This window comes from Colwellia sp. SU-HH01172 (assembly GCF_057553355.1).
In genome coordinates this window covers 97,995-120,993 of sequence record NZ_BAAJMB010000005.1, presented here as the reverse complement: position 1 = coordinate 120,993, position 22,999 = coordinate 97,995, and the positions used below count along the sequence as shown (strand labels likewise).

Sequence of the window (22,999 nt, the reverse complement as noted above, 5' to 3'; positions counted from 1 at the left end):
TGATTAATCCCTTAAAGAATGGCCGGTGAGTTTTAAAAATAAATCATCTAAATTCGGTGATTTTACATGCAAGCCCGACAACGACACGTTTTTAGCCAGCAATAACGCTATGGTTGCTTCGACATCTGTGGTAGTTATTTCAACTTGCTGATGGTGAATTTGCCAATTCGATTGCTGACACAGTTCACTGGGCACTTGTTCTGCGGGTAAGTAAATAAAAACTTCATCGAAATGCTTCGACAACAATTCTCTCGGCGTACCACGCTCGATTACTTTACCGTGATCCATAATCAACACATCATCACAAAGTTGTTGTGCTTCATCCATATAGTGTGTGGTCAGTACTACCGTTTTATCGCGTGCTTTAATATTTTTGATCAGCTGCCAAAAGTTTCTTCTCGCTTGTGGATCTAAGCCAGTGGTTGGCTCATCAAGAAAAACAATATCAGGATCATTGATCAGTGCTAATGCCAACAATAGTCGTTGGCGCTGCCCGCCTGAAAGCAAACGATTGTCACGATCTAAAAACTCACTTAAGTCACATAGTTCAATTAACTCTCGATGTGGCACCGTATTTTCGTAGAAAGAAGTAAATAAATCTAAGGTTTCTTTCACCGTTAAAAAGTCTTGCAAAGCGGTATGCTGAAATTGAATACCTATTTGTTGTGACATAGATTCATCAACGGGCTTGTCGTAATAAAAAACTTGGCCTTTCGTCGCTTTAATAATGCCTTCCATTATTTCTATTGTGGTGGTTTTACCTGCACCATTAGGGCCAAGTAAGCCAAAGCAAACACCTTTCTTAATCGAAAAATCAATATGGTCAACCGCAACAACATCTTTATAACTCTTGGTGAGATTTTCCACCCGAATAACTTCTTGCATAGCACACCTCAATAAACTTCTGCGTATCATTTTAGCGGCTAAGAAAAAATATTAATACAATAAAGACAATATTTTACAAATGATAATAATTATCATTTGCATTAAATAAAAAATTCTATTATTGTTTAAACAGCTAAGTGATAACAGGAGATAAATATGGGCATTAAACAAGTAAATGAAGGCTGCAATAACACCTCACGTGTTGAAATACCCACGGCTTTACTGGCGCATTTAATCAGCTCCGGCGCACTCGCCGGTAACGAGTGCAAATGCTTAGATAATAACGCTCGTAAAACCTTATGGCTGTCACTTTTAAATCTGAGTATTATGGAGTAACACAATGACCACTGAATTACCTATTGCTGACATAAGTTATTTAGAAGCCTGGTTAGAAAGCTTTATTAACAGCTACAGTCATTCATCAAATAAACAATTATTGGCCAAAATATGCTTAGGGGTTAACGCGGTTATGCAACATGATGACTTTGACCAACTAGCCGATCGCCATTGTAGTTATTACAAAATGAAAAACTATTGGCTATGGCGCTACCAAATCGCTTAGCCAAGTTTTAGTGAGACGCTAAACTAAATTTGGTACTTAGCAATAGTATTAATCAAATGCTGGTTAAGTGCCTTTTTGCCAGTAAAACCAAAACTCGCACAAACCAGTTCAATACTGTGCTTTTGAAAAATTCGCGTAATCAGCGGTAATACCTCGGTATTAAAGTCATTTACGCAATGGCGTAATAGCCAATGATGCAAACCATAAACACAGCTACTAAATTGTCGTTGGCCACTGATAAAATCTTCGACCGCTTGTTGATGCTCACGGCTAAGTTCAAACGAGTTGGTTTGCGAAAAAGTCCTGTGGTGTAGTACTTGCCAAACCAATTTCGCCGGCAACTCTTTAAGCTCATCTGTTAGCCAGTAGTCAAATTGCTGATAAAAACGCTGAGATATTTCTTGTTGTTTTATAATCGCATTACCGCTTAATGGTTTAAGCACTAAGCATGAATGCTCGCCACTGGCTTTGTCTTTATTAAAGCCAATACGCGCCAGTGAAAAGTCACTTTGTTGCCAGAAGCTGAGTAAAGTCGCATTACCCGCAAAGCTTGAACCTATGAAATCGCTACCTAGAACACTAAGCTGTTTCTCAATGTTAGTGAGAAAATATTGCCCAAGCCCTTGCCCTTGAAATTGTGGGTGTATCGCAATACGCATCACTCGTTGGTAGCTATATTCAAAGCTATCTTTGATACCACAGTGGGTCAGCAACGATTGTGGTAAAAATTGATCAGGTAGTCGACGCTTACCATCGCGCACCAGCTCAGCAAGCTCACCATCAATTTGTCCTTCGCAAATGAGCATAGCAACGCCAATAATCTCTTGATCATGCATAAGTACAAATAACGAGATGGCAGGGTTATCGAGTAGTAACTTCACATCACTCGGCGAGGTTTGATAGTGTGCGGTAACTAATACCGCAAACACCTGTTGCAACAGTGCTTCATCTGCCAACAACTGATTAGCACTAAGTTGTAAAACTCGACAAGCTTGTAATTGCTCATTGCTAACACTATTTTCAGGATATTTAGGTAAGCTAGCATTGAGCAGGCAACTAGAAAAAACAAACGCCTCTAGTGGATCATCCGCAGCCCAACGAATCGGTTCATGAATATGCAATTCACGCCACTGCGGCCTCAACTTATTTAAAATTAAACGAAACTTAATACTAAAGCCCCGCCCAGCACCTTCGTAGCCATGCACGGTAGAGGCAAAAACAAGGCGATGATATTGCTTTAATAGCTCATGTAAAAGATAAATTGGAAACGCCGCGGCCTCATCCACCATGACAATATTTGCAACAGGACGGTCTTTTAAAATGCTGTCAATCGGCAAAAACACTATCTCGCCATTGTCATGAGCAATAGCGTTAGCAGATAAAATTGCTCCGGGTAAATGACTCGCGACATGACTAAAAAAAATATTGACACCATCACGACTAGACGCTGTTAGCACTATTTTCAATTTTTGTTTAGCATTAAGTAGCATTTCACATGCAGCAAGAGCTAGTGCTGAAGACTTTCCACGCCCCCTGTCGGCAGTCAATACTAACGGACGATTGCGATGCCCGTATAGCACTTTTAAACTTGCTTCAACGGCAAGCACTTGTTCTTGAGTTATACCACCATATCGTAGTGACCGCAGGGCTGGTAAGTTACTATCTTGTGCAATATCACCTGCATTATTGCCTATATCGAACTTATCCTTTACTACGTCGGCTTGAACAACATTCTGCATTGGTATTAAAGATGATGGCTGATCATTTTGTCTAACAATATAACTATTACCGGCATTAAGTAATTGCCAAAAGCGTTGTAAAAAGCAATCAAATTGTGGCAGTTCTACTTCAGCGTTAGTCACAATAGTCAGAACCAATACACCACCGGAAATTATAGTGCCTGAAAGCGCAGCAAAAGCGTCAACATCGAAGTCGCTCGCAATTTCATGACCTCCTTCACATTGACTGATAGGAAAGATAACCACTTGTTGCTCAGTGCCTAAGTACTGGCCATAAGTTTTACGGCTAACCGTAATGAGGTTTTGAGCCACTAATACTGAAGATTTCCCCTGGTAGCTGAGCCCGCAGACTGGCGCTGAATTTTTCGCCTTTAACCAAGAGTCATGAGCAGAAAACACCACTTTGAGCCGTTGATTTATCCAATCACTTTCACCCGCTAAAACCACAAGGTTTCGCCAACGATTTTGTACCGCGTGTTGTTGTAATTGACTATACCAAGAAGAAAATTCGTCGTTCGACATCAATGTAACTAACCTTAAAGAATTTCAACGATAAGTCTATCAGAGCACATACAAAAGCTAAATATCTCCATCAGTGATAAATCCGAATAGAAAATAATCATTTAGTTTTTTTAGGCGACTTTTTTGTTGAAATGAAAAATTATTTAGTTGAAAATTCTGCCTGAGTTGCCTATGTTCAATTTATGAAAGTTAGCATTATTCATTATGATTATGAGTTACTGCTATTTGAGATATTCAAACGTAAAAAGTTGAGGCATGATTAGCGTAAGCCACTATTTATTGTAATTACAGCATTGCTGTAAAAGCCGTAGGTATTAAGAATGAACGATGAATTAACAAATGATATTACCCCGTCTGTAGACCAAGAGAATTATGATAAAGACTTGCCTAAAGGAGAAAAGGCAACACATAATTCCGAAGTCAGAAAGCGTATCGATGATCTTTTAGAGAAAAAACGCTTAAAAGAACTATTAGACGACTCTGATGATTGGGATATTTAAACAAGCCAACCAATGCGCAGGCAAAGCACAATATAAGTATTCAATATAGCTAATTTATCTAGGCATTTTTGAGTACAACGATTCGTTTTTTGCAAAAAACTGATATCATGGCAAAAACAATTACTTAAGCTTATCCATCCTTGATATGACGTTATTTGAAAAACTGCGCTGCTTGCTAACCTTTGGCCAAGGCGTCGCCCTAGCTCTACCCGAAATTGATAACAATGCAGAGCCCTACTCCTTATTCAAGGTCTGGTTCGAAGATGCTAATAAGTCAGGTATTTTACTCCCAGAAGCCGTATCAGTCAGCAGTGTAAGCACTGACGGACAACCAAGCTCTCGTATGGTGTTACTAAAAGAATTCAACACCGATGGTTTTGTTTTTTATACCAATTACGCTAGTCGAAAAAGTCATGAGTTGGATGAAAATGATAAAGTTGCGTTGTTATTCCACTGGAATGTTTTACAGCGCCAAGTTCGAATAGAAGGTTGCGTCGAAAAAGTCAGTGCTGAACAATCGGCGATGTACTTTCATAGCCGAGATCGAGGCAGCCAAATTGGCGCTTGGGCATCAAGGCAAAGTGATAAAATACAATCAGAAAATGAGTTAGCTAGCCGTGTTGAATACTACACTAAAAAGTTTGCCGGTAAGGAAGTACCATTACCAGAGTTTTGGGGTGGTTGGCGAGTAAAACCGCACTACATTGAGTTCTGGCAAGGTCGAGCTAACCGTCTTCATGATCGAGTTTGCTTTGAAAAAAATAATAACGATTGGCAACATTTTAAGTTGCACCCGTAACTTACCGTCGTCAATACCCTTGATATTTTAACTCAACAAAACTTAGCGAGATAGATGCAGCATTGGCATCTATCTAGCCGCATGTTATCTTGACTCCGTCTATAATAATCTAGGTAAAATAGTGAAGTTATTAGCTATTAGTTGCTTGGCTGCGTTAATTTGCACGTCACCACTGTTTGCAAAAAACATCAACGTTGGCTTTGAACCCTTTCCGCCAATGATAAATGAAAGCGGCCAAGGACATGTTATTAACATGTTGCGCGCAATTGAAAAAATTTCGAATTTTAAATTCAATATTAAAATAATGACTTATGGTCGCGCAAAGCTCGCCTTAAAAAACCATCAGCTGGACTTAATTGGGTTAACACCTCAGCGGCTAGAAACTGAAGAATTTTACCGCTATGCACAAGATTTAAATTGGAATATTGCCGCTCATGTTGATATTTTTTCACAAAAAAGCAAGCACATTGATATTGCTAACATTCCAAATGCAAGCATAGGAACCTTAATCGGCAATGCCGACTTTTTCTCAGAATTACTTGATATTCCACGAGCCAAGTTTGTTGAAGTAACCAATTTAGACCAGCTAGTTAAAATGCTAGCAAAAGGACGGCTTGAGCTGGCCACTTTTGAGCGTGTGGCAATGATGAGCACCATTAAACGCCTGCAAGTAAGCAATATACGCTATCAAAAATTTGGCGTAATTCCTGCCAGTATGGCGGTGGCAAACAGTGCTAAGGGCCTAACGTTAAAACTTCAGCTTGATGAACTATTACGCAAAGTCAGTATCGACTTAAATAACCCACAGATAAATCACCATCGTAACCTGCCAAACACCGGCATTGTTAATATTGCAGAGTAGCGCTTTCGTGATAAGTAAAAAATAAAGGGAGCAATTGCTCCCTTTATTTTATGATTGCATAATAGCATCTATCCGCTAAAGTTAGCCCACTAACGCTAGTAAAATACCAGCAGCAACCGCTGAGCCTAATACACCCGCGACATTTGGCCCCATGGCATGCATCAAAAGGAAGTTATGCGGATTTGCCTCTAAGCCAACCTTATTGGCAACGCGCGCTGCCATAGGTACTGCGGAGACACCTGCGGCACCAATTAACGGGTTAACTTGTTCTTTCGAAAGTTTATTCATTAATTTTGCCATTAACACGCCTGCTGCCGTACCAATAGAGAATGCCACGGCACCTAATGCCAAAATCCCTAGGGTTTTCGTATTTAAAAATTGTTCTGCACTTAGCTTAGAGCCAACACCTAAGCCAAGGAAGATAGTAACAATATTAATCAACTCGTTTTGTGCGGTAGAGCTTAAACGGTCAACCACGCCACATTCACGCATCAAATTACCTAAACAGAACATACCAACTAACGGTGTTGCCGCGGGTAAAAAGAATATCGTCATTAGTAACACCCCTAATGGGAATATAATTTTCTCAACACGCGTGACATGACGTAATTGCGCCATTTCAATTTTGCGTTCATCTTCAGTTGTTAAAGCGCGCATAATTGGCGGTTGAATAATTGGCACGAGTGCCATATAAGAATATGCAGCAACCGCTATTGCGCCAAGTAGATCTGGTGCGAGTTTAGATGCTAAGAATATCGCCGTTGGGCCATCTGCACCGCCAATAATAGCGATAGCAGAAGCATCCTTCATAGAAAAATCTAGGCCAACATAGTTTAACGCTATTGCACCAAACAAGGTTGCGAAGATGCCAAACTGTGCGGCAGCACCTAATAACAAGGTTTTTGGATTGGCGATCAAAGCGCCAAAATCCGTCATGGCGCCAACACCCATAAAGATCAATAGTGGGAATATCCCCGTATCGATACCAGCATAATAAATATAATGAAGTAAGCCACCTACCTCTGAAAACCCTGCAACAGGGATATTGGTTAAAATAGCACCAAAACCCATAGGGACTAACAATAAAGGCTCAAAGTTTCGAGCAATAGCTAAATACAACAAGCCACAACCCACTAACATCATGATGACTTGGCCTAACTCAAAGTTTGCTAAGCCTGTCGACATCCATAATACGTTTAATGATTCCATGGGTTATCCTACGCTAAGTCCAACAAGCTATCACCAACAGCAACTGAATCGCCCTCTCTGGTGTGAATAACCGCTATTTCACCGGCTTTTGATGCGCGAATTTCAGTTTCCATTTTCATTGCTTCCATAATGATCACAACGTCTCCCTCTTCAACTAGGTCGCCTTCATTCACTAGCACTTTAAAAATATTACCTGCCAGAGGTGCTTTTAAAGGCTCCCCGCTTGATGAACTAGCGGCTGCAGGTGCATTAGCAGCTACTTGAATATTTTCTATTGAGCCACCTGGCGCGACAACAACATCGTAAACTTTACCGTCAACACTTACCGCATAACTTTCAGGGCCGGTATTTGATGAACTGACAACAGGAGCATTGGCAACCGAGCTGCTGGCAGACGCTTTAGTCGGAGCAGGTTCAAAAGCATCAGGATTATTACGATTTTCTAAAAATTTCAACCCTATTTGTGGGAACAACGCATAAGTTAATACGTCATCAATGGTGTCTTCTGCCAACATGATATTTTTGTCATCGGCGAGCTGTTGCAATTCAACTAAAAGCTTATCCATTTCTGGATCTAGCATGTCTGCGGGTCGACAAGTAATTGCTTCAGTACCGTCTAGCACACGAGCTTGTAATTCAGGATTCACCGCATCAGCGGTCGTGCCATATTCGCCTTTCAATACACCTGCAGTTTCTTTCGTTATTGATTTATAGCGCTCCCCCGTTAATACATTGAGTACGGCCTGCGTACCGACAATTTGCGAAGTAGGTGTCACTAATGGAATATAACCAAGATCTTTTCTTACTTTTGGAATTTCTTTTAGTACTTCATCAAGCTTATCCGCTGCACATTGCTCTTTAAGCTGGCTTTCCATGTTAGTTAACATGCCACCAGGTACTTGTGCTAATAAAATACGTGCATCAATACCACGTAAGCTACCTTCAAACTGAGCATATTTTTCACGAACACCTCTAAAATAAGCGGCAACTTCCGCCAACTTAACCATATCTAAGCCAGTGTCACGTTGGGTACCTTCAACAATAGAAACTATGGTTTCAGTCGGAGAATGACCGTAAGTCATACTCATTGAAGAAATAGCGGTATCAATAACGTCAATATCGGCATCAATGGCTTTCATATGTGTTGCAACGCTTAAGCCAGTGGTGGCATGACAATGCATTGCAATCGGCAATGCCACTGTCTCTTTCAAACGGCTCACCAATTCTGCAGCATCGTAAGGCTTTAGCAAACCGGCCATATCTTTTATACATAAAGAATGCGCCCCCATGTCTTCAAGTTGCTTAGCCATAGTTAACCAACCCTCAAGGGTATGCACTGGGCTTTCGGTATAACTTAAGGTTCCTTGAGCATGTGCACCAACTTTAACCGCCGCTTTAATTGATGTTTGTAAATTACGAACATCATTCATGGCATCAAAAATTCTAAAAACATCAATACCATTAACATGAGCACGCTCAACAAATTTTTCTACCACATCATCAGCATAATGACGGTAACCTAAAATATTTTGACCACGGAATAACATTTGTTGCTTGGTTTTAGGCATGGCTTTTTTAAGGGCACGAATACGTTCCCAAGGATCTTCACCTAAATAGCGAATACAAGAATCAAATGTTGCCCCACCCCAAGATTCAATTGACCAATAGCCGATATCATCCATCTTTGCTGCAATGGGTAACATGTCCTCCAAACGCAAACGTGTGGCGAGCAATGATTGATGGCCGTCGCGTAATACGACTTCGGTAATTCCTAGGGGCTTGGTCATGATCATGTCCTATTTCTGTACAGAGTGTTGTTGACGATATTGAGTAACAGCTGAAGATATTGCTGCGACAACGGCCGGTGAAACGCCTTTACCGTCTTGTTTTTTATTGTTCTTTTTACTTTGAGTTTTATTTTCAACAACGGCATCGGGATATTTTTTTGCTAACCTTACTAAAACCATATTGATAAATATGATCAGCAAACCTAAAAAGGCAAAGACAAAAACCATTCCGGCTAACATCAAGGTACCCGCTTCAATAAATAACTGTTGAAGATTTTCCATTTTTTTACTCTCAAGCAATTTTTATATAATTAGAATAATCACTCCAATATGTAAAAAGCAAACAAAATTTTACAAATTGATTAAAAAAAGTAATGTCAAGATCAAATCGTACGAAAAAACAGCTAAATTTAATGCTATTTAGAAATTATTCCATGCAAAAGAGTATATCAACAACATTGTATACAATATCAAAGTCATGAATAACGGGTATTAGAAAACGAAAACAACAAAAAATATACAATATCCAATATTTAATAACTTAACCAGATAGTCAATTATGTTCGTATGATAAATCGACATATTAGCCACATCGAACACAGAATAATGCAAATAAAGAAGGGAAAATTACCACGCCACCATGTAATAAAGTAGCAAACTGTAAATAATCACCCCATGCACTATATAGACATCTAACCTTAGCATTAACTAAGTTAAAAACAAAAATATCAGAATTAATAGTGAAATTATTTCGAAGCAGATTAAAGCAATCTAATTGCTGTTTTACAGGCGAAAAAAAACCAGCCGATTGGCTGGTTTTCTCTGTGTGGCGGACGCGGCAGGAGTCGAACCTGCGACCGCCTGGTTCGTAGCCAGGTACTCTATCCAGCTGAGCTACGCGTCCGCGGTAAACTGTTTTTAATATCTCAAGTTTAAGAGATAGCGAACATAGTTCGTAGCCAGCATAGTTAGATAACCTATCCAACTGACCTACGCGTCCGCGGTAAACTGTTTTTTAGTATCTCAAGTTTAAGAGATAGCGAGTCTTACTCGCATACGCTTTATCACTTTAATCATAAAGCTAAAACGCTAAAGTAAAAAAACCAGCCGTGAGGCTGGTTTTTTATATGTGGCGGACGCGGCAGGAGTCGAACCTGCGACCGCCTGGTTCGTAGCCAGGTACTCTATCCAGCTGAGCTACGCGTCCGCGGTCAATCATTATTTTATATCTTGATTATAGATATATTTATTTTAACTAGCTTAATATTAGCTACTCTTTTTTATTTAACCACTTAAAGAAAAGTGGCGGACGCGGCAGGAGTCGAACCTGCGACCGCCTGGTTCGTAGCCAGGTACTCTATCCAGCTGAGCTACGCGTCCATTATAAACCGTTTATTTGTATCTCTAGTTTAAGAGATAACGAACTAAATACTACTAACTTAGGTAGACAACCTAGTAAGTACTACGTACATTCGCAACGAACAATTTCAATATCGAAGTTCAAACGATGCCAATCTAAAAGAATGGCGGAGAGGGAGGGATTCGAACCCTCGATCCGGGATAAACCAGATACTCCCTTAGCAGGGGAGCGCCTTCGGCCACTCGGCCACCTCTCCAATGGGTGCGAATAATAAGGGATTAAAAAAATAAGTCAAACTTTTTTTCAGCTTTTATTTAGCTTTTTTAACTGTTTGACGAGAATTCAAACAACACGCTCATTTTTCCAACATTATCTAGTGAAAAAGCCAATAAAACATCAGAAATAATTTGATTACCGGATCAAAAAAGCCGACAAGAGTCGGCTTTAATTATGAGAAGTTATTAGAATTTATTCCCTGAGGATTCGCCCTCACCTTTTTCCGATTGTATTCTCATATAGATTTCTTCACGATGAACTGACACTTCCTTTGGAGCATTCACACCAATACGTACTTGGTTACCTTTGACTCCTAATACTGTCACTGTGACGTCGTCTCCGATCATCAACGTTTCACCAACTCGACGAGTTAATATTAACATCCTAATTTCCTTTATGTTTAAAAACGAGATCCACTAAATATATATAAGCTAGTAACAAATTAAATTTAGTATAATTTTTGCAAAAGTGCACTAAAGATCACAATAAGTATCTAAAATACTTATTAAACATTGAATATTCCTAAGACAATGCCGAACTTCAAGTGCTTAACAGAAAACTGGTAAAAGCCAGAGTAAGCCGTATTTGCGCACATTAATGGTTATTTTAACAACCTTGATGAAACAATAAACACTAGAATGGTAATTTTTTGTAATTTAAGGCAACTTTTTATCACATTATATTAAAATCACATCCTAATTTACATATTGTTAACAACAAACCTTGATATTAGCCAACAAAACTCCCTAAGCTTCTAGTATATGACCTTATAAACCCGAAAAAATGTTGTTACATTATTTACCGCAGCTTCTATGACTAAATTAGTGCTATTAAATTAGTGCTATAAAAAAAGGGGCTAACAGCCCCTTTGTTCAACTTATCAATATCTATAATATTATCTAAGCTAATTTTTCAGTTAACCAGTTTTTCGCCGCTTTTAACGCTGCATCAATGTTCTCTGGTTGACTACCACCGGCTTGTGCCATATCAGGACGGCCACCACCTTTACCACCAACTTCTTGTGCGGCTACATTTACTAGCTCACCAGATTTCACTTGCCCGATAAGATCTTTCGTTACACCGGCAATTAAACTGACTTTATTGTCATTAGCCGTTGCTAATAAAATAATGCCTGAGCCCATTTTATTTTTAAGGTCGTCGACCATGCCACGTAAAGATTTAGCTTCAACGCCGTCTAAGTTAGCAATCAAGGCTTTTACGCCATTAAAATCGATTGCTTGATTAACTAAGTCAGCACCGGCTTGACTAGCTAATTGCTGCTTAAATTGCTCAATTTCTTTTTCAAGTTGCTTGTTACGTTGAATAACTTGCTCTACTTTGCTTGAAACATTCACGGCATCGGCTTTTACCATCGCAGCAATGTTATTTAATGTTTGCTCTTGCGCTTCAAAGTAGTTTAAGGCTGTTTCGCCGGTTACCGCTTCAATACGACGAACACCGGCAGCAATACCTGATTCTGACACGATTTTAAGTAAACCAATATCACCGGTGCGGTCAACATGAACACCACCACAAAGCTCGGTCGAGAATTCACCTAAGGTAACAACACGTACTTCATCGTCATACTTCTCACCAAATAGCGCCATAGCACCTTTAGCTTTAGCTTCATCAATTTGCATCAAATCAGTTTCGCGCGATAAGTTGCTACGAATTTGCTCATTGACCATGCGCTCAACTTTATTTAGCTCTTCTCGGGTTACCCCTTCAAAATGGGAAAAGTCAAAACGAAGCTTTTCAGCATCACACAACGATCCTTTTTGCGTAACATGTTCGCCAAGTACTTTACGAAGGCTAGCGTGTAAAATGTGCGTTGCGGTATGGTTTTTAATAATAGCGGCTCTACGCTTGGTATTAATTTCTGCTTTAACGCGACGATTCAAACCTATGTTGTGACGTGCAATACCTTTATGAGCAAAGGCATGACCTAATTTAAAAGTATCTGTAACCTCAAAAACGCCATCATCAATATGAAGTACGCCAGAATCACCCACTTGACCACCTGACTCAGCATAGAAAGGTGTTTTATCAAGTACCACAATGCCCGCTTCGCCAGCACTTAATTCAGCAACTGATGATTCACTATCAAATAGCTCAATAACCGTTGAAGACATTTCACTGCGGGTATAGCCTTTAAACTCAGTACGATGGTCCGATTTAATGGTTTCGTTATAGTCAGTACCAAACTGGCTGGCTTTTTGAGCTCGCACACGTTGTTGTGTCATAGCGGCATCAAAGCCATCGTGATCTATGCGTAATTGACGCTCGCGCGCAATATCTGCGGTTAAATCTGCTGGGAAGCCATAAGTATCATAAAGTTTAAAAACATCATCGCCAGCAATAATATCGCCTTTTAATTCTGATAAAATATCTTCTAAAAGTGCCATACCGCGATCAAGTGTGCGACCAAACTGCTCTTCTTCAATACGTAATATTTTTTCAATTACCGCTTGCTGTTGCACTAACTCAGGGTATGCTTCGCCCATTTGCTTAGCTAAAGACGCAACCAACTTATGGAAGAAGAATGATTTCGCTTCTAATTTGTGACCATGACGAATAGCACGACGAATAATGCGGCGAAGTACATAACCACGTCCTTCATTCGACGGCATCACACCGTCGGTAATTAAAAAGCTACATGAGCGAATGTGATCGGCAATAACGCGTAAAGATTTGTGCTCTAGATCGTTGCACTGAAGTAATGAGGCAGTATCACAAATCAAGCCTTGAAAAATGTCAATTTCATAGTTGCTATGTACGCCTTGCATAATTGCCGCTATACGCTCTAAGCCCATACCAGTATCAACTGACGGTTTAGGCAAAGCTTCCATAGTACCGTCAGCGTGACGGTTGTATTGCATAAAGACTAAATTCCAAATTTCGATAAAGCGATCACCGTCTTCATCTGGTGAGCCTGGAGGACCACCAAAAATTTCTTCACCGTGATCATAGAATATTTCAGAACATGGGCCACATGGTCCGGTATCACCCATTGACCAAAAGTTGTCTGATTCGTATTTTTTCTCTGGTGATTTATCACCAATACGAATAATTTTTTCCGCTGGTACGCCAATATCATTTAGCCAGAAGTTATAGGCTTCATCGTCACTTTCATAAACCGTCACTAACAGCTTTTCTTTTGGTAAGGCTAAAACTGAAGTTAAAAATTCCCACGCATAGTGAATAGCATCTTTTTTAAAGTAATCACCAAAACTAAAATTACCTAGCATTTCGAAAAAGGTATGATGACGCGCAGTGTAACCAACATTTTCTAAATCATTATGTTTACCACCCGCTCGCACACAGCGCTGTGAAGAGGTTGCACGCGTATAACTGCGAACATCGCCACCAAGAAATACATCTTTAAATGGCACCATACCGGCATTAGTAAATAGCAAGGTTGCATCATTACCCGGAACTAACGAACTACTAGCAACAATTTGGTGCTGCTTAGAAGCAAAAAAATCTAAAAATGCCTGACGCAATTGGGCACTAGTTTCAATCATGTGAATTTCCAACTCTTCGAAAAATTAAATCTGTTTACGCGTTTAATAGTGTCATGATCTCATCTGTTGAGAAACCACGCGGTTGCATAAAGCGCATTCTTTTTGCTTTATCGTTTTGATCTTTTATTAGGGACGCACCAAAACGCTTATTATACGCAAGCTCTGCTTGAAGATACCAATCTATTTCGTGGTTTCTTAACAATTTTTGCACAATTTCATCAGCAACCCCTTTATGCCCGTTCATTTTATCTATCACCAACCATCCTCGTTGCCAACTCGACTTCTTATACCACTATCAGCAAACGCGCTTCACTTAAGTAATTTTCTGCCATGCAATAAGCTCAAGTTACTTCTATACTCTCGCTCTCATAATCATGCAGCTTAACTTTTACTTAAGCTCTTTACGCGAAGTCCACTGCGTGACAATAAATCAACTGCAGTATTTAATATGGCGCTATTTAAGGGCAAATAATTAACCAGATTATATTGGTTATTATTGTCTCCGTAAAAAGTTGATAAATAATAGAACTTATCTCTTTAACCCGGCATAGAGCTAAAAAGATTGTATTATTTACATTATGTTAATAATCGCGCAAAATGAACTTAGCTTACAGTCATAAATAAAAGCTAAGTTCTAGCTATTAATAAAAACAGGGACCTGTATGAAGGGACAATTTAAGAACATGCGTTTAGCATTGGTTATTTTATTTAGCTCACTATTGTTACAAGCATGTGGCGGTTCAAGTGATAACACACCGACATTTTCTGTCAGTAGCGACGTTTCTTCAGTTGCTTTTACCAATGAATTTTTACAGGAAGAAAGCCATACTATTTCAATCAATGTGACTTTTGACGGTGATGGTTTACTCCTTGGATTTGCGCCAGATACAACGCCAGTTGCTTGGTTAAATTACCGGACTGAAAACGTCACAGCAACTTCTGCGACTATTCATATTGATGTCGTGAATGCCAATTTAATGAATGCTGATCTTTATGGCACAACATTAAGATTGAGTAGCGGTGATACATCAACAACGAACCTTGCCCATAAAGACATTAATGTTTCGTTACTAGTTTGGCAGGCTCTTACCTTCGACGATACATACGGTGTTTCAAATATAGAGGCAAAAACTCTTGCTGTAAGCTCTAGCGCCGATAACTTAACATTAACCACATCAGAGCCATGGCTTAATGTTGAAAAATCATTTCTTGATGGCGTTACTACTATTACCGCAACACCTGATGTTAGCTCGTTAACAGAAGCAGGCTTTTATACCGGGACTATTGATATTACCAGCCCGTTAGGCACCACAAAATATCCAGTAGAATTAAGTTTAGATAATATTCACCTCTTTGCTGATAAAGCAACGGTTGCACTTGTTGAAACGGCAAATATCAGCAATAGCCAAGTCACACTAAACATTAACTCCAATAGTGTTTTGCCTTGGGGATGGCAAGCGGCAACTGACGCTACTTGGTTAAACTTAACCGCAAATGCAGACACCAACCAATTAACCATTACTGCCGACGCCAGTACCTTAACGAATAACGCCACAACGACGGCAGCAATAACCCTTAGTGGTAATGAACAAACCACTGCCATTGCCGATACTATTCAAGTGAGTTTTTATAAAAGTGACGCCATCACCGAAAACAACTCCTTAGATATTGTTGCTAATAGCAATGGCGTAGTAACCGACCCGTTATTACCCCAATACTATGTTGCCACCAGTAATGAATTACGCAGCTATCACTTATATACCAATGAATTATTATCTACCACAGTTATCTCACCGGTCGATACGCTGTTGGAGCAGTTAGTGATCCATCCGGATGCCAGCATAATGCTAGCAAAAGCAGACGAAACAACGATTATTGATGAGAACACTAGTGAAACAACAACTCATAGGTATCAAATAAAACTTAGTGATATGAGTGTTGTGGAATTAACTGATGCTGACATTGCTAACGAACCGGCAAAATTTGTTCGTCTTGACGGACGCTATTTTGTTGCTACGTCAATTTTAGAGTTTGCCGATGAAAACCTAATGCGCGTTGGCTTTGATGCTGCCAATGCCTTTTTTGCGCGCGCCTTCAATGTCGCTGAGCAAAATCAAAGCATTTTTGCCTTAGATATCAGCACAGCAGATGAGTTAATGTCAATTAAAAGACTTAGCGCCAAAATCAATGACTTTGGCCGTACGCCAATTAGCACTGAAGTCACTCATAGCTATCGACCTGAATTGCTTGGTGAAGACGAGCAAATTACTGACTTCTATGTTACCGCAGATGAAAAAAATATTTACGCCATCAGCCCGACCAGTGAATGGATTAGTTTTGACGGTACAAGCTTTACGGACAACGGCGTGTTAAATTCTGATGAGGCTATTACTGATTTAGCCCTAGCTCACAGTGCAAATGACCGCCCTCATTACGCCAGATTTGAAACTAACGTCGGCTTTAAAATTGATGTCTACAACGAGCAACAAGTCATCTCCAATAGCATTCCGTTAAGTTTAAACCAACCCGACCGCTTGATAATTGCCAATGGCGATAGCAGAGCCGTACTTCCGTCTACAGCGACTAGCACGGTAAATGTTATTAATTTAACTCAGTTCGATAGCACAAGTGACAACTTAGCCTTTAAGACCAACTTAGGGGACTCGGCTATTGCTCAGCAAGAAATAACATTATCCAACATAGGTTCTGACTGGCAAGCAACAGCTAGTGCCCCGTGGTTATTAATAACGCAGCAAAGCGACGAAAATGGCGATAAGATATTAGTCGATATTGATCGCAGTTTAATTACTGGCTGGGGGCTGATGAGTGCAAACATTGCTATTTATGACCCCGCAAGTGGTACCACAAAAGTTATTACCATTGAACTAGCCGTTGATGCGATAAGATTAGCTAGCAACTACCCTTCGCTTGCATTTAACAGTTTGGCCACTCAAGCAACTTTAGTACATACCATTGATGTACTTGCCAATAGTGAAAACGCCATTGCATGGCAAGCCGCAACTGACGTGAGTTGGTTATCACTATCAGCAGACACTACGAATAATAGGCTAACAATTACCGCGATACCGGCAAATGCGACAGCTGACGGTATTCATGATGCTGTTATTACCTTGTCACCAACCACAGCAGATAGTGCATTGTCAGGCACTATCAATGTTACGCTAAATAAAGGCAACACAGATGCAGCGGATGTTGATATTAGTAGTGTCAATATTAATACCTCAGGCATTGCCCTCGATCCGATGCGCCCTTATGCTTATATCGCTGATGGCGATAAACTGAAAACTTACAACATTATTTCAGGTGCTTTGGTTAACACAACAACATCACCGTTAGTGGACGTTGATTTAACAAACTTAGTTATCCACCCTGACGGTTCAATACTATTAGCCTCTAATAGTGAAGATTATTTGGATGAAAATGAAGAGCCACAAAACCGTATTAACCACTACCTATTTGACTTAACTAGTTATCAATTTAGCCAAATTAACCCTGATGACATCACCATTGTATACCGCCCTTCTATGATAAAAATGGTTGCAGGAGCCCCTGTTGTCGTCACGCAAGGATTAGAGTATGCGAACTTAAATTTAGTACGCCAATATTGGGATCAAGAAAACACCTCGCCAACAACGACTATTGTGCAAGCGAATAGTGTCGACACCATAATGGCTTATCAGCAAGCAGCAACATCATTACAACAATTAGCATTAAGTTATAATGCTTATGCCAGCGAAATGGTTAGTGCGACAAGTGCTGCTACCTATATTAATAGCGCATTTACTTCCCTGACCAATGTTGCGTTAAGCAATGACGGTAATACTGTCTACAGCGCAAATGATACCAGTGAGTGGGCAAGCTTTGATGGCAGCACTTTTAGTGACAATGGTTTACTTCAAGGTAACGCCAACGTGCAAAGCTTTAACACAACGACTGATACCAGTGACAATAGTTACTGGTATCGCTATGATCCAGCAATATCTGCAACAGGTATTACTTATAGCAAATACAATGACTCGCAAGTAGAACTTTGGTCAGATGTTATTCCAGGTTTGATCACTGAAAGTTATTTAATGCCAGCTTATCAAAGAGTGTTAATTTATGACGCCGCATCATCAAGCTTGCAACTGCGCTCACATCAATAATAAGTAAATACTTTTGCAAATAAAAAAAACCGCAACAATGCGGTTTTTTTATTTATCATATTCGTGTGCTACTTTAAATCAGCCACTAAGGTCTTTAACCACTTTTCTTCGGTAATAAATGCCCAAGACAAATGCTGATATTTTTCACCAATACCGGCCGCAACAATTTCACTTTCTGACATTCCCGCTGCGAGCGCTTTAGTTATTTTATCAATACTAAACGCCATCATCTCAGCAAATTCTGCCAAACTTTTTTTATTGGTTAACTTACCGTGCCCTGGAATGATAATCACATCATCGGGTGTGTTATTCAGCATATATCGAACATTGGCTAAGTAGCCTTTAACACTGCCTCCAGCTTTTAAATCTACATAAGGAAAACCAACTTCAAAATATAAATCGCCGGTATGTAGCACATTCGCTTTTTTAAAATAAACAAAAGTATCACCGTCTGTATGTCCGAATGGCAAATGTGTCAATTGTACTTCTTCATTGTCTAAATGAATGGTAATACCATCTTTATAAGTGACAACGGGTAAGCTTTCGACATGATGCTCTGCTTTACTGCTTAATCGACTACGTACATTCTCATGAGCAAAAATTGGTGCTTTATGCGAGAAAAATTTATTACCGCCAGTATGATCGCCATGATAATGAGTATTGATAACATATTTAAGCGATTTATCTTCAATGCCCTTCATGGCCGCTTCAATTTTTTTTGCTAGAGGTGCAAACTTATCATCGACTAGCAATAAACCTTTATCAGTTGCTAATACACCAATATTTCCACCTGGACCTTTTAACATATAAACATCACCCGCCGCTGGTTGCACGGTAATGTCTGCGTCTGCCATTGTTTGAGCATTAGCATTTATGCTCAGCATCATGGTCAACGCCATTAATGATTTTTTAAACATAACTTCCCTCATGGTATTTTTTAGTTTTATTAAGCGAACACTTTAAGTGTACAAAAGAAAAGACCGTCGTAACACTTAAGAGTTACAAAGTCGTGAGAGTTATTTTTGCTTTAAAAGACACTATCATACTAGTATGTAACTGTTTGCTTAAACTTATTAGTGAGATTAAATGACTAAAAAAGGTACTTCATTACCTACCCGCAATTTTATATTTATAGTAATGTTAATTACTTGCGGACAAGCGTCTACTTCTTTTGCTGCTGTACCTGAATGTAAAAAAAGCCTAGTTCTCTCAACAACATCAAATTGGTTCCCTTATATTTATAAAGCTGATGGTCAAGAGTATAAAGGTGTTGATCTTCAGCTATTAAGAGATATTTTAAAAGAGATGGGGTGTGATGTCGTTGTAGCACAATATCCAGAGCGACGCTCATTATTCGAAATAAGCCAAGGGCGTTTCGATATTGGTTTAGGAGCTAGTAAAAATAAGGAGCGCTTAAAACAACATCATTACTCTAATGCTTACCGCCATGAAGTTAACCGCTTTGCCTATCGTATTAACAATAGTGATATAGCAGAAACTAGTAGCCTTCAAGATATTATCAAATTAGAAAAAATTATCGCTATAAACCTCGCAGGTTGGTACGGTTACGATATAGAAAGAGCAAAAGCTGATTACAATAACTTCATTTTTAGCGACAGCATAACTAAACGATTAAAAATGCTATATTACGAGCGCGTTGACATCGTAATAGATGATGAAATTGTACTTTGTCACGAATTAGAGCGCTCAATTTTCAACGGTATGGCAATTCATCCTCAGATTCTATATGACACTCCAATTCACTTTATTTTTAATAAGAAAAATATTTCACCCGAGTTTGTTCTGCAATTTAATCTCATATTAGAGCAAATGCGAATTGATGGCCGTCTGGTGAATCATTTCAATACCAGCGCAGCTAGTCGTTGCCTAGCATAATAAGTATTAGTGATTATATAAAAAGTTACCGCAACTTTTTACCATTACTGAATTTTACAAGTTTTACGAATCCAAAATCACTCAAATACTTACCTCTTCCCTTCGAATCAAAACAGTGGCAATTGGCTTTGTTGCTCATTACAGTCTTTGTTTGAAAAACCTAAAGAAAGCCCGATTAAGCGCACTTTTCTATTGTCAGAACGGGTCATAGCTCGTTGCAACAATTCAATAAAAACATCTTCTCGACATTCGCTAGACTGCACATCAACCGTGGTTTGTTGAAAGTCAGCAAACTTAATTTTCACGGTTTGCTTGGCAATACTGCGATCAGAATGTTTTTCTAAGCGCAGTAGCAGTTTGCTAAATAAGTTATTGAGTATTTGGCGACATTGCGCAATTGAGTCAATATCCTCTGCAAGCGTGGTCTCAATGGCTAATGATTTTCGCACTCTTTCTGTTTCAAGCGCCCTTTGGTCTATGCCAAAACTTCGCATATATAATGAATTAGCAAACTTACCAACAATAGTATGTAGCTTTGCCACTGAACTCGCCCTAACATCTGCACAAGTTTCAAACCCCGCCGCTAACAGCTTTTCACCGGTTTTAGGGCCAATTCCTGGAATTTTTCTCAGTGGCAATTCAGCAACAAAATTATCGACTTGATCAGGGGGAATAACACATTGCCCGTTAGGTTTGTTTTCATCGCTGGCAATTTTTGCTAAAAACTTGTTTGGTGCAACCCCTGCAGAAGCCGTGATACCTAATTCCTGAAATATCTCAGCACGAATTTTTTCAGCAATTAACGTCGCACTGCCAGCACAATGTTCAGAGTCTGTCACATCAAGAAAAGCTTCATCTAAAGATAGTGGCTCAATAATATCGGTATAACGCAGAAATATAGCTCTAATTTGTTGAGAGACTTGCTGGTAAACCGACATGCGGCCATCGATAATAATTAAGTCAGGACACAAGGCTTTGGCTCGACTATTAGGCATAGCAGAGCGAACACCAAACTCGCGTGCTTTATAGTTGCAAGTACACAATACACCGCGGGCACTATTGCCGCCAACAGCTATTGGAATATCACGTAACGCTGGGTTGTCACGCATTTCAACGGCAGCATAAAAACAATCCATATCAACATGAATAATTTTTCTCACCTTATTAGCTGCCAGTGCCACTATTTTATACCTTCAAAACAAAAGCTGTATATAAAAACAGTATATCATTTTTTTTGTTAGGCACAAGTTCGCAGCCAAATAGCAACGCTATTATGATATTCAGTGTAATTTATTTTACTGAGCTAATTAAATTTTGATCCAAAGTAATCGGTTTTATTGGAGAAAAGTTAAAGAGATATTGATATGAAAATTGGATGCCAACCTTTATGTAAGACATCCAACTGACAGTAACCGTAGATATATTACACCTCTTAAAGAAATACCTTGATATTAAGGGAGATGATAGTGATGTCATTAAGGCTTTAAAGCAGCTGTCTTTTCGTCAACAAAAACAGCTTTTGGATAAACTCCATAAAGAGTTATCTCAACAAACTTTAATGCATTTTTCTAATGCAAAGCAGAATGAAGAACAGCACATTAACGATTTTACTGGCTTATCACTAAGTCAATTAAAACAAATTCTCTCTACTGATGATAAAACCATCAACACACAAGCTGAAATAGCTACCAGCGGCCAGATTCCTCAAGGCATGACCTCAGAGAGTGTTCGCTTCCCTGCTCTGCTCTCAGAAGTACATTTAACCGTTGTCAGACCGCAACATCAGTTAGTATCAAAAAACAAATCCAGTGTAGCTTTCAAATTAGCGATCTTACTAACGAGCCAATAAGCCATTTTGCGCAGTCTTTTAAAGTGATAAAAGATTATATCGTGCAAGGTTTTATTCATATTCTACCGCGCGGTCTTGACCATATCCTCTTTGTGGTCGCATTATTTTTATTTGCCAAAACCTTTTCAAACCTACTTTGGCAAGTTTCCGCGTTTACACTAGCTCACACTATTACCTTAGCATTAGGTATTTATGGCCTAGTGCAACTGCCAAGTTCAATTGTTGAACCACTAATAGCCCTGTCTATTTTGTACATCGCCTTAGAAAATTGCTATCGTGCTAAATCTAACACTAAAAGTCATATGCGCATGCCGGTGATATTTGCCTTTGGTTTATTGCATGGATTAGGTTTTGCCTCAGTATTAAGTGATGTTGGCCTGCCAAAAAGCCAATATGTTTTAAGCTTAATATCATTTAACCTTGGTGTTGAGTTAGGACAACTCAGCGTAATTTTGATTGCTTTTATCTGTTTAGCGCCGGTAATGAAAAAGCCTTGGTATCATGCAAGGTTGGTAAAAGCACTCAATATAGCAATTGCCATTATGGCAGCGTATTGGTTAATTGAGCGAGTGTTATAATCCAAACTATATCGATATTTTAATACTGTGGAACCACAGATGGCTAAGAGTGGCCTGAATATGCTCGCTCTTTCACATCCATGTGACCGCGACATACCATTCATCCTGAATATAAAAAAAGGTGAGCATAGCTCACCTTTTCCTTATTACTTTATGATTATAGCCAAACGCTATTACCATAAATAATCTAAATGTTTTTTACACTAATATCGCCAACGTCTAGCTTAGCTTTACGCTCACGTTCTTGACGCTTTTCACATGGGTTATCGCAATCACACGCTTTTTCAATACCAACACTAGCTAAGCCACCACAGCTACCAGCAAGAGTTTTCTTTTGAAAAATGTACCCTACTGCCATTGCGATAACAATAACGAGAAAAAAACCTAAGGTAATTAAAAACATAGCCATAATGTATACAAACCTATTTATTACTTTTCAAAACGTGCTATTAAAATCACGTTTTCATAAATTATCTAAAAAGTGC

Annotated in this window: 20 protein-coding genes and 4 tRNA genes; 9 read left to right on the top strand and 15 right to left on the bottom strand. The window is 39.3% G+C overall.

Going from position 1 to position 22,999, the window contains the following annotated elements:
* Positions 1-3: 3 nt before the first annotated feature.
* On the bottom strand, positions 4-885 hold the full coding sequence (locus AC27JP_RS14155; protein WP_487116172.1) for an ABC transporter ATP-binding protein: 882 nt from the start codon (positions 883-885) through the stop codon (positions 4-6).
* Positions 886-1,041: 156 nt separating this feature from the next.
* Here AC27JP_RS14155 and AC27JP_RS14150 point away from each other — a divergent pair, with 156 nt between their 5' ends.
* Together AC27JP_RS14150 and AC27JP_RS14145 are read left to right on the top strand one after the other, a co-directional pair.
* On the top strand, positions 1,042-1,221 hold the full coding sequence (locus tag AC27JP_RS14150; protein WP_487116170.1) for a hypothetical protein: 180 nt from the start codon (positions 1,042-1,044) through the stop codon (positions 1,219-1,221).
* A 4-nt stretch (positions 1,222-1,225) separates the two neighbouring features.
* Positions 1,226-1,447: a hypothetical protein gene (locus tag AC27JP_RS14145; RefSeq protein ID WP_487116168.1), complete on the top strand. Its 222-nt coding sequence runs from the start codon at positions 1,226-1,228 to the stop codon at positions 1,445-1,447.
* A 23-nt stretch (positions 1,448-1,470) separates the two neighbouring features.
* Here AC27JP_RS14145 and AC27JP_RS14140 read toward each other — a convergent pair whose 3' ends face one another.
* Positions 1,471-3,708, bottom strand: coding sequence for a tRNA(Met) cytidine acetyltransferase TmcA (locus AC27JP_RS14140; protein WP_487116166.1), 2,238 nt, complete (start codon positions 3,706-3,708; stop codon positions 1,471-1,473).
* Between the two features lie 320 nt (positions 3,709-4,028).
* Between AC27JP_RS14140 and AC27JP_RS14135 the strand changes: the two genes are divergently transcribed.
* From AC27JP_RS14135 to AC27JP_RS14125, 3 genes are all read left to right on the top strand, one after another.
* Positions 4,029-4,208, top strand: coding sequence for a PA3496 family putative envelope integrity protein (locus AC27JP_RS14135; protein ID WP_487116164.1), 180 nt, complete (start codon positions 4,029-4,031; stop codon positions 4,206-4,208).
* Between the two features lie 145 nt (positions 4,209-4,353).
* Positions 4,354-5,007, top strand: a complete 654-nt coding sequence (pdxH, locus tag AC27JP_RS14130; RefSeq protein ID WP_487116162.1) for a pyridoxamine 5'-phosphate oxidase — start codon at positions 4,354-4,356, stop codon at positions 5,005-5,007.
* A 121-nt stretch (positions 5,008-5,128) separates the two neighbouring features.
* Positions 5,129-5,869: a substrate-binding periplasmic protein gene (locus AC27JP_RS14125; protein ID WP_487116160.1), complete on the top strand. Its 741-nt coding sequence runs from the start codon at positions 5,129-5,131 to the stop codon at positions 5,867-5,869.
* Positions 5,870-5,950: 81 nt separating this feature from the next.
* On the opposite strand, the gene AC27JP_RS14120 is transcribed toward AC27JP_RS14125, so the two are convergent.
* The 10 genes from AC27JP_RS14120 to AC27JP_RS14075 all read right to left on the bottom strand — a co-directional run bounded on the left by AC27JP_RS14120 (position 5,951) and on the right by AC27JP_RS14075 (position 14,281).
* On the bottom strand, positions 5,951-7,078 hold the full coding sequence (locus AC27JP_RS14120) for a sodium ion-translocating decarboxylase subunit beta (protein ID WP_487116159.1): 1,128 nt from the start codon (positions 7,076-7,078) through the stop codon (positions 5,951-5,953).
* Between the two features lie 8 nt (positions 7,079-7,086).
* Positions 7,087-8,865: a sodium-extruding oxaloacetate decarboxylase subunit alpha gene (gene oadA, locus AC27JP_RS14115; protein ID WP_487116157.1), complete on the bottom strand. Its 1,779-nt coding sequence runs from the start codon at positions 8,863-8,865 to the stop codon at positions 7,087-7,089.
* Positions 8,866-8,874: 9 nt separating this feature from the next.
* Positions 8,875-9,147: an OadG family transporter subunit gene (locus AC27JP_RS14110; RefSeq protein WP_487116155.1), complete on the bottom strand. Its 273-nt coding sequence runs from the start codon at positions 9,145-9,147 to the stop codon at positions 8,875-8,877.
* A 545-nt stretch (positions 9,148-9,692) separates the two neighbouring features.
* Positions 9,693-9,769, bottom strand: a tRNA-Arg gene (locus AC27JP_RS14105).
* 226 nt (positions 9,770-9,995) lie between these two features.
* Positions 9,996-10,072: transfer RNA gene (locus tag AC27JP_RS14100), tRNA-Arg, on the bottom strand.
* A 96-nt stretch (positions 10,073-10,168) separates the two neighbouring features.
* Positions 10,169-10,245 (bottom strand) — tRNA-Arg (locus AC27JP_RS14095).
* A gap of 144 nt (positions 10,246-10,389) precedes the next feature.
* Positions 10,390-10,481 (bottom strand) — tRNA-Ser (locus AC27JP_RS14090).
* Between the two features lie 205 nt (positions 10,482-10,686).
* Positions 10,687-10,884, bottom strand: coding sequence for a carbon storage regulator CsrA (gene csrA / locus AC27JP_RS14085; protein WP_077285603.1), 198 nt, complete (start codon positions 10,882-10,884; stop codon positions 10,687-10,689).
* Between the two features lie 516 nt (positions 10,885-11,400).
* Positions 11,401-14,025, bottom strand: a complete 2,625-nt coding sequence (alaS, locus tag AC27JP_RS14080) for an alanine--tRNA ligase (protein ID WP_487116152.1) — start codon at positions 14,023-14,025, stop codon at positions 11,401-11,403.
* Positions 14,026-14,059: 34 nt separating this feature from the next.
* The gene (locus AC27JP_RS14075; protein ID WP_487116150.1) at positions 14,060-14,281 is read right to left on the bottom strand and encodes a regulatory protein RecX; all 222 of its coding nucleotides are present in this window, start codon (positions 14,279-14,281) and stop codon (positions 14,060-14,062) included.
* A 406-nt stretch (positions 14,282-14,687) separates the two neighbouring features.
* Between AC27JP_RS14075 and AC27JP_RS14070 the strand changes: the two genes are divergently transcribed.
* Complete coding sequence (locus AC27JP_RS14070; RefSeq protein WP_487116148.1) at positions 14,688-18,191, top strand: hypothetical protein; 3,504 nt, start codon at positions 14,688-14,690, stop codon at positions 18,189-18,191.
* Between the two features lie 68 nt (positions 18,192-18,259).
* Here the strand turns inward: AC27JP_RS14070 and AC27JP_RS14065 are convergent, their stop codons facing one another.
* On the bottom strand, positions 18,260-19,108 hold the full coding sequence (locus AC27JP_RS14065; RefSeq protein WP_487116146.1) for an MBL fold metallo-hydrolase: 849 nt from the start codon (positions 19,106-19,108) through the stop codon (positions 18,260-18,262).
* Positions 19,109-19,277: 169 nt separating this feature from the next.
* Here AC27JP_RS14065 and AC27JP_RS14060 point away from each other — a divergent pair, with 169 nt between their 5' ends.
* A complete protein-coding gene (locus AC27JP_RS14060) occupies positions 19,278-20,087 on the top strand; it encodes a substrate-binding periplasmic protein (protein ID WP_487116144.1) in 810 nt (269 codons plus the stop codon).
* A 107-nt stretch (positions 20,088-20,194) separates the two neighbouring features.
* Here the strand turns inward: AC27JP_RS14060 and dinB are convergent, their stop codons facing one another.
* Positions 20,195-21,247: a DNA polymerase IV gene (dinB, locus tag AC27JP_RS14055; RefSeq protein ID WP_487116533.1), complete on the bottom strand. Its 1,053-nt coding sequence runs from the start codon at positions 21,245-21,247 to the stop codon at positions 20,195-20,197.
* A 359-nt stretch (positions 21,248-21,606) separates the two neighbouring features.
* Here dinB and AC27JP_RS14050 point away from each other — a divergent pair, with 359 nt between their 5' ends.
* Positions 21,607-21,936 (top strand): hypothetical protein, encoded by a 330-nt coding sequence (locus tag AC27JP_RS14050; protein WP_487116142.1) that lies wholly within the window; start codon positions 21,607-21,609, stop codon positions 21,934-21,936.
* Between the two features lie 23 nt (positions 21,937-21,959).
* Positions 21,960-22,514, top strand: coding sequence for a HupE/UreJ family protein (locus tag AC27JP_RS14045; protein ID WP_487116140.1), 555 nt, complete (start codon positions 21,960-21,962; stop codon positions 22,512-22,514).
* A gap of 187 nt (positions 22,515-22,701) precedes the next feature.
* Here AC27JP_RS14045 and nqrM read toward each other — a convergent pair whose 3' ends face one another.
* A complete protein-coding gene (gene nqrM, locus AC27JP_RS14040) occupies positions 22,702-22,923 on the bottom strand; it encodes a (Na+)-NQR maturation NqrM (RefSeq protein WP_487116138.1) in 222 nt (73 codons plus the stop codon).
* Positions 22,924-22,999 lie beyond the last annotated feature (76 nt).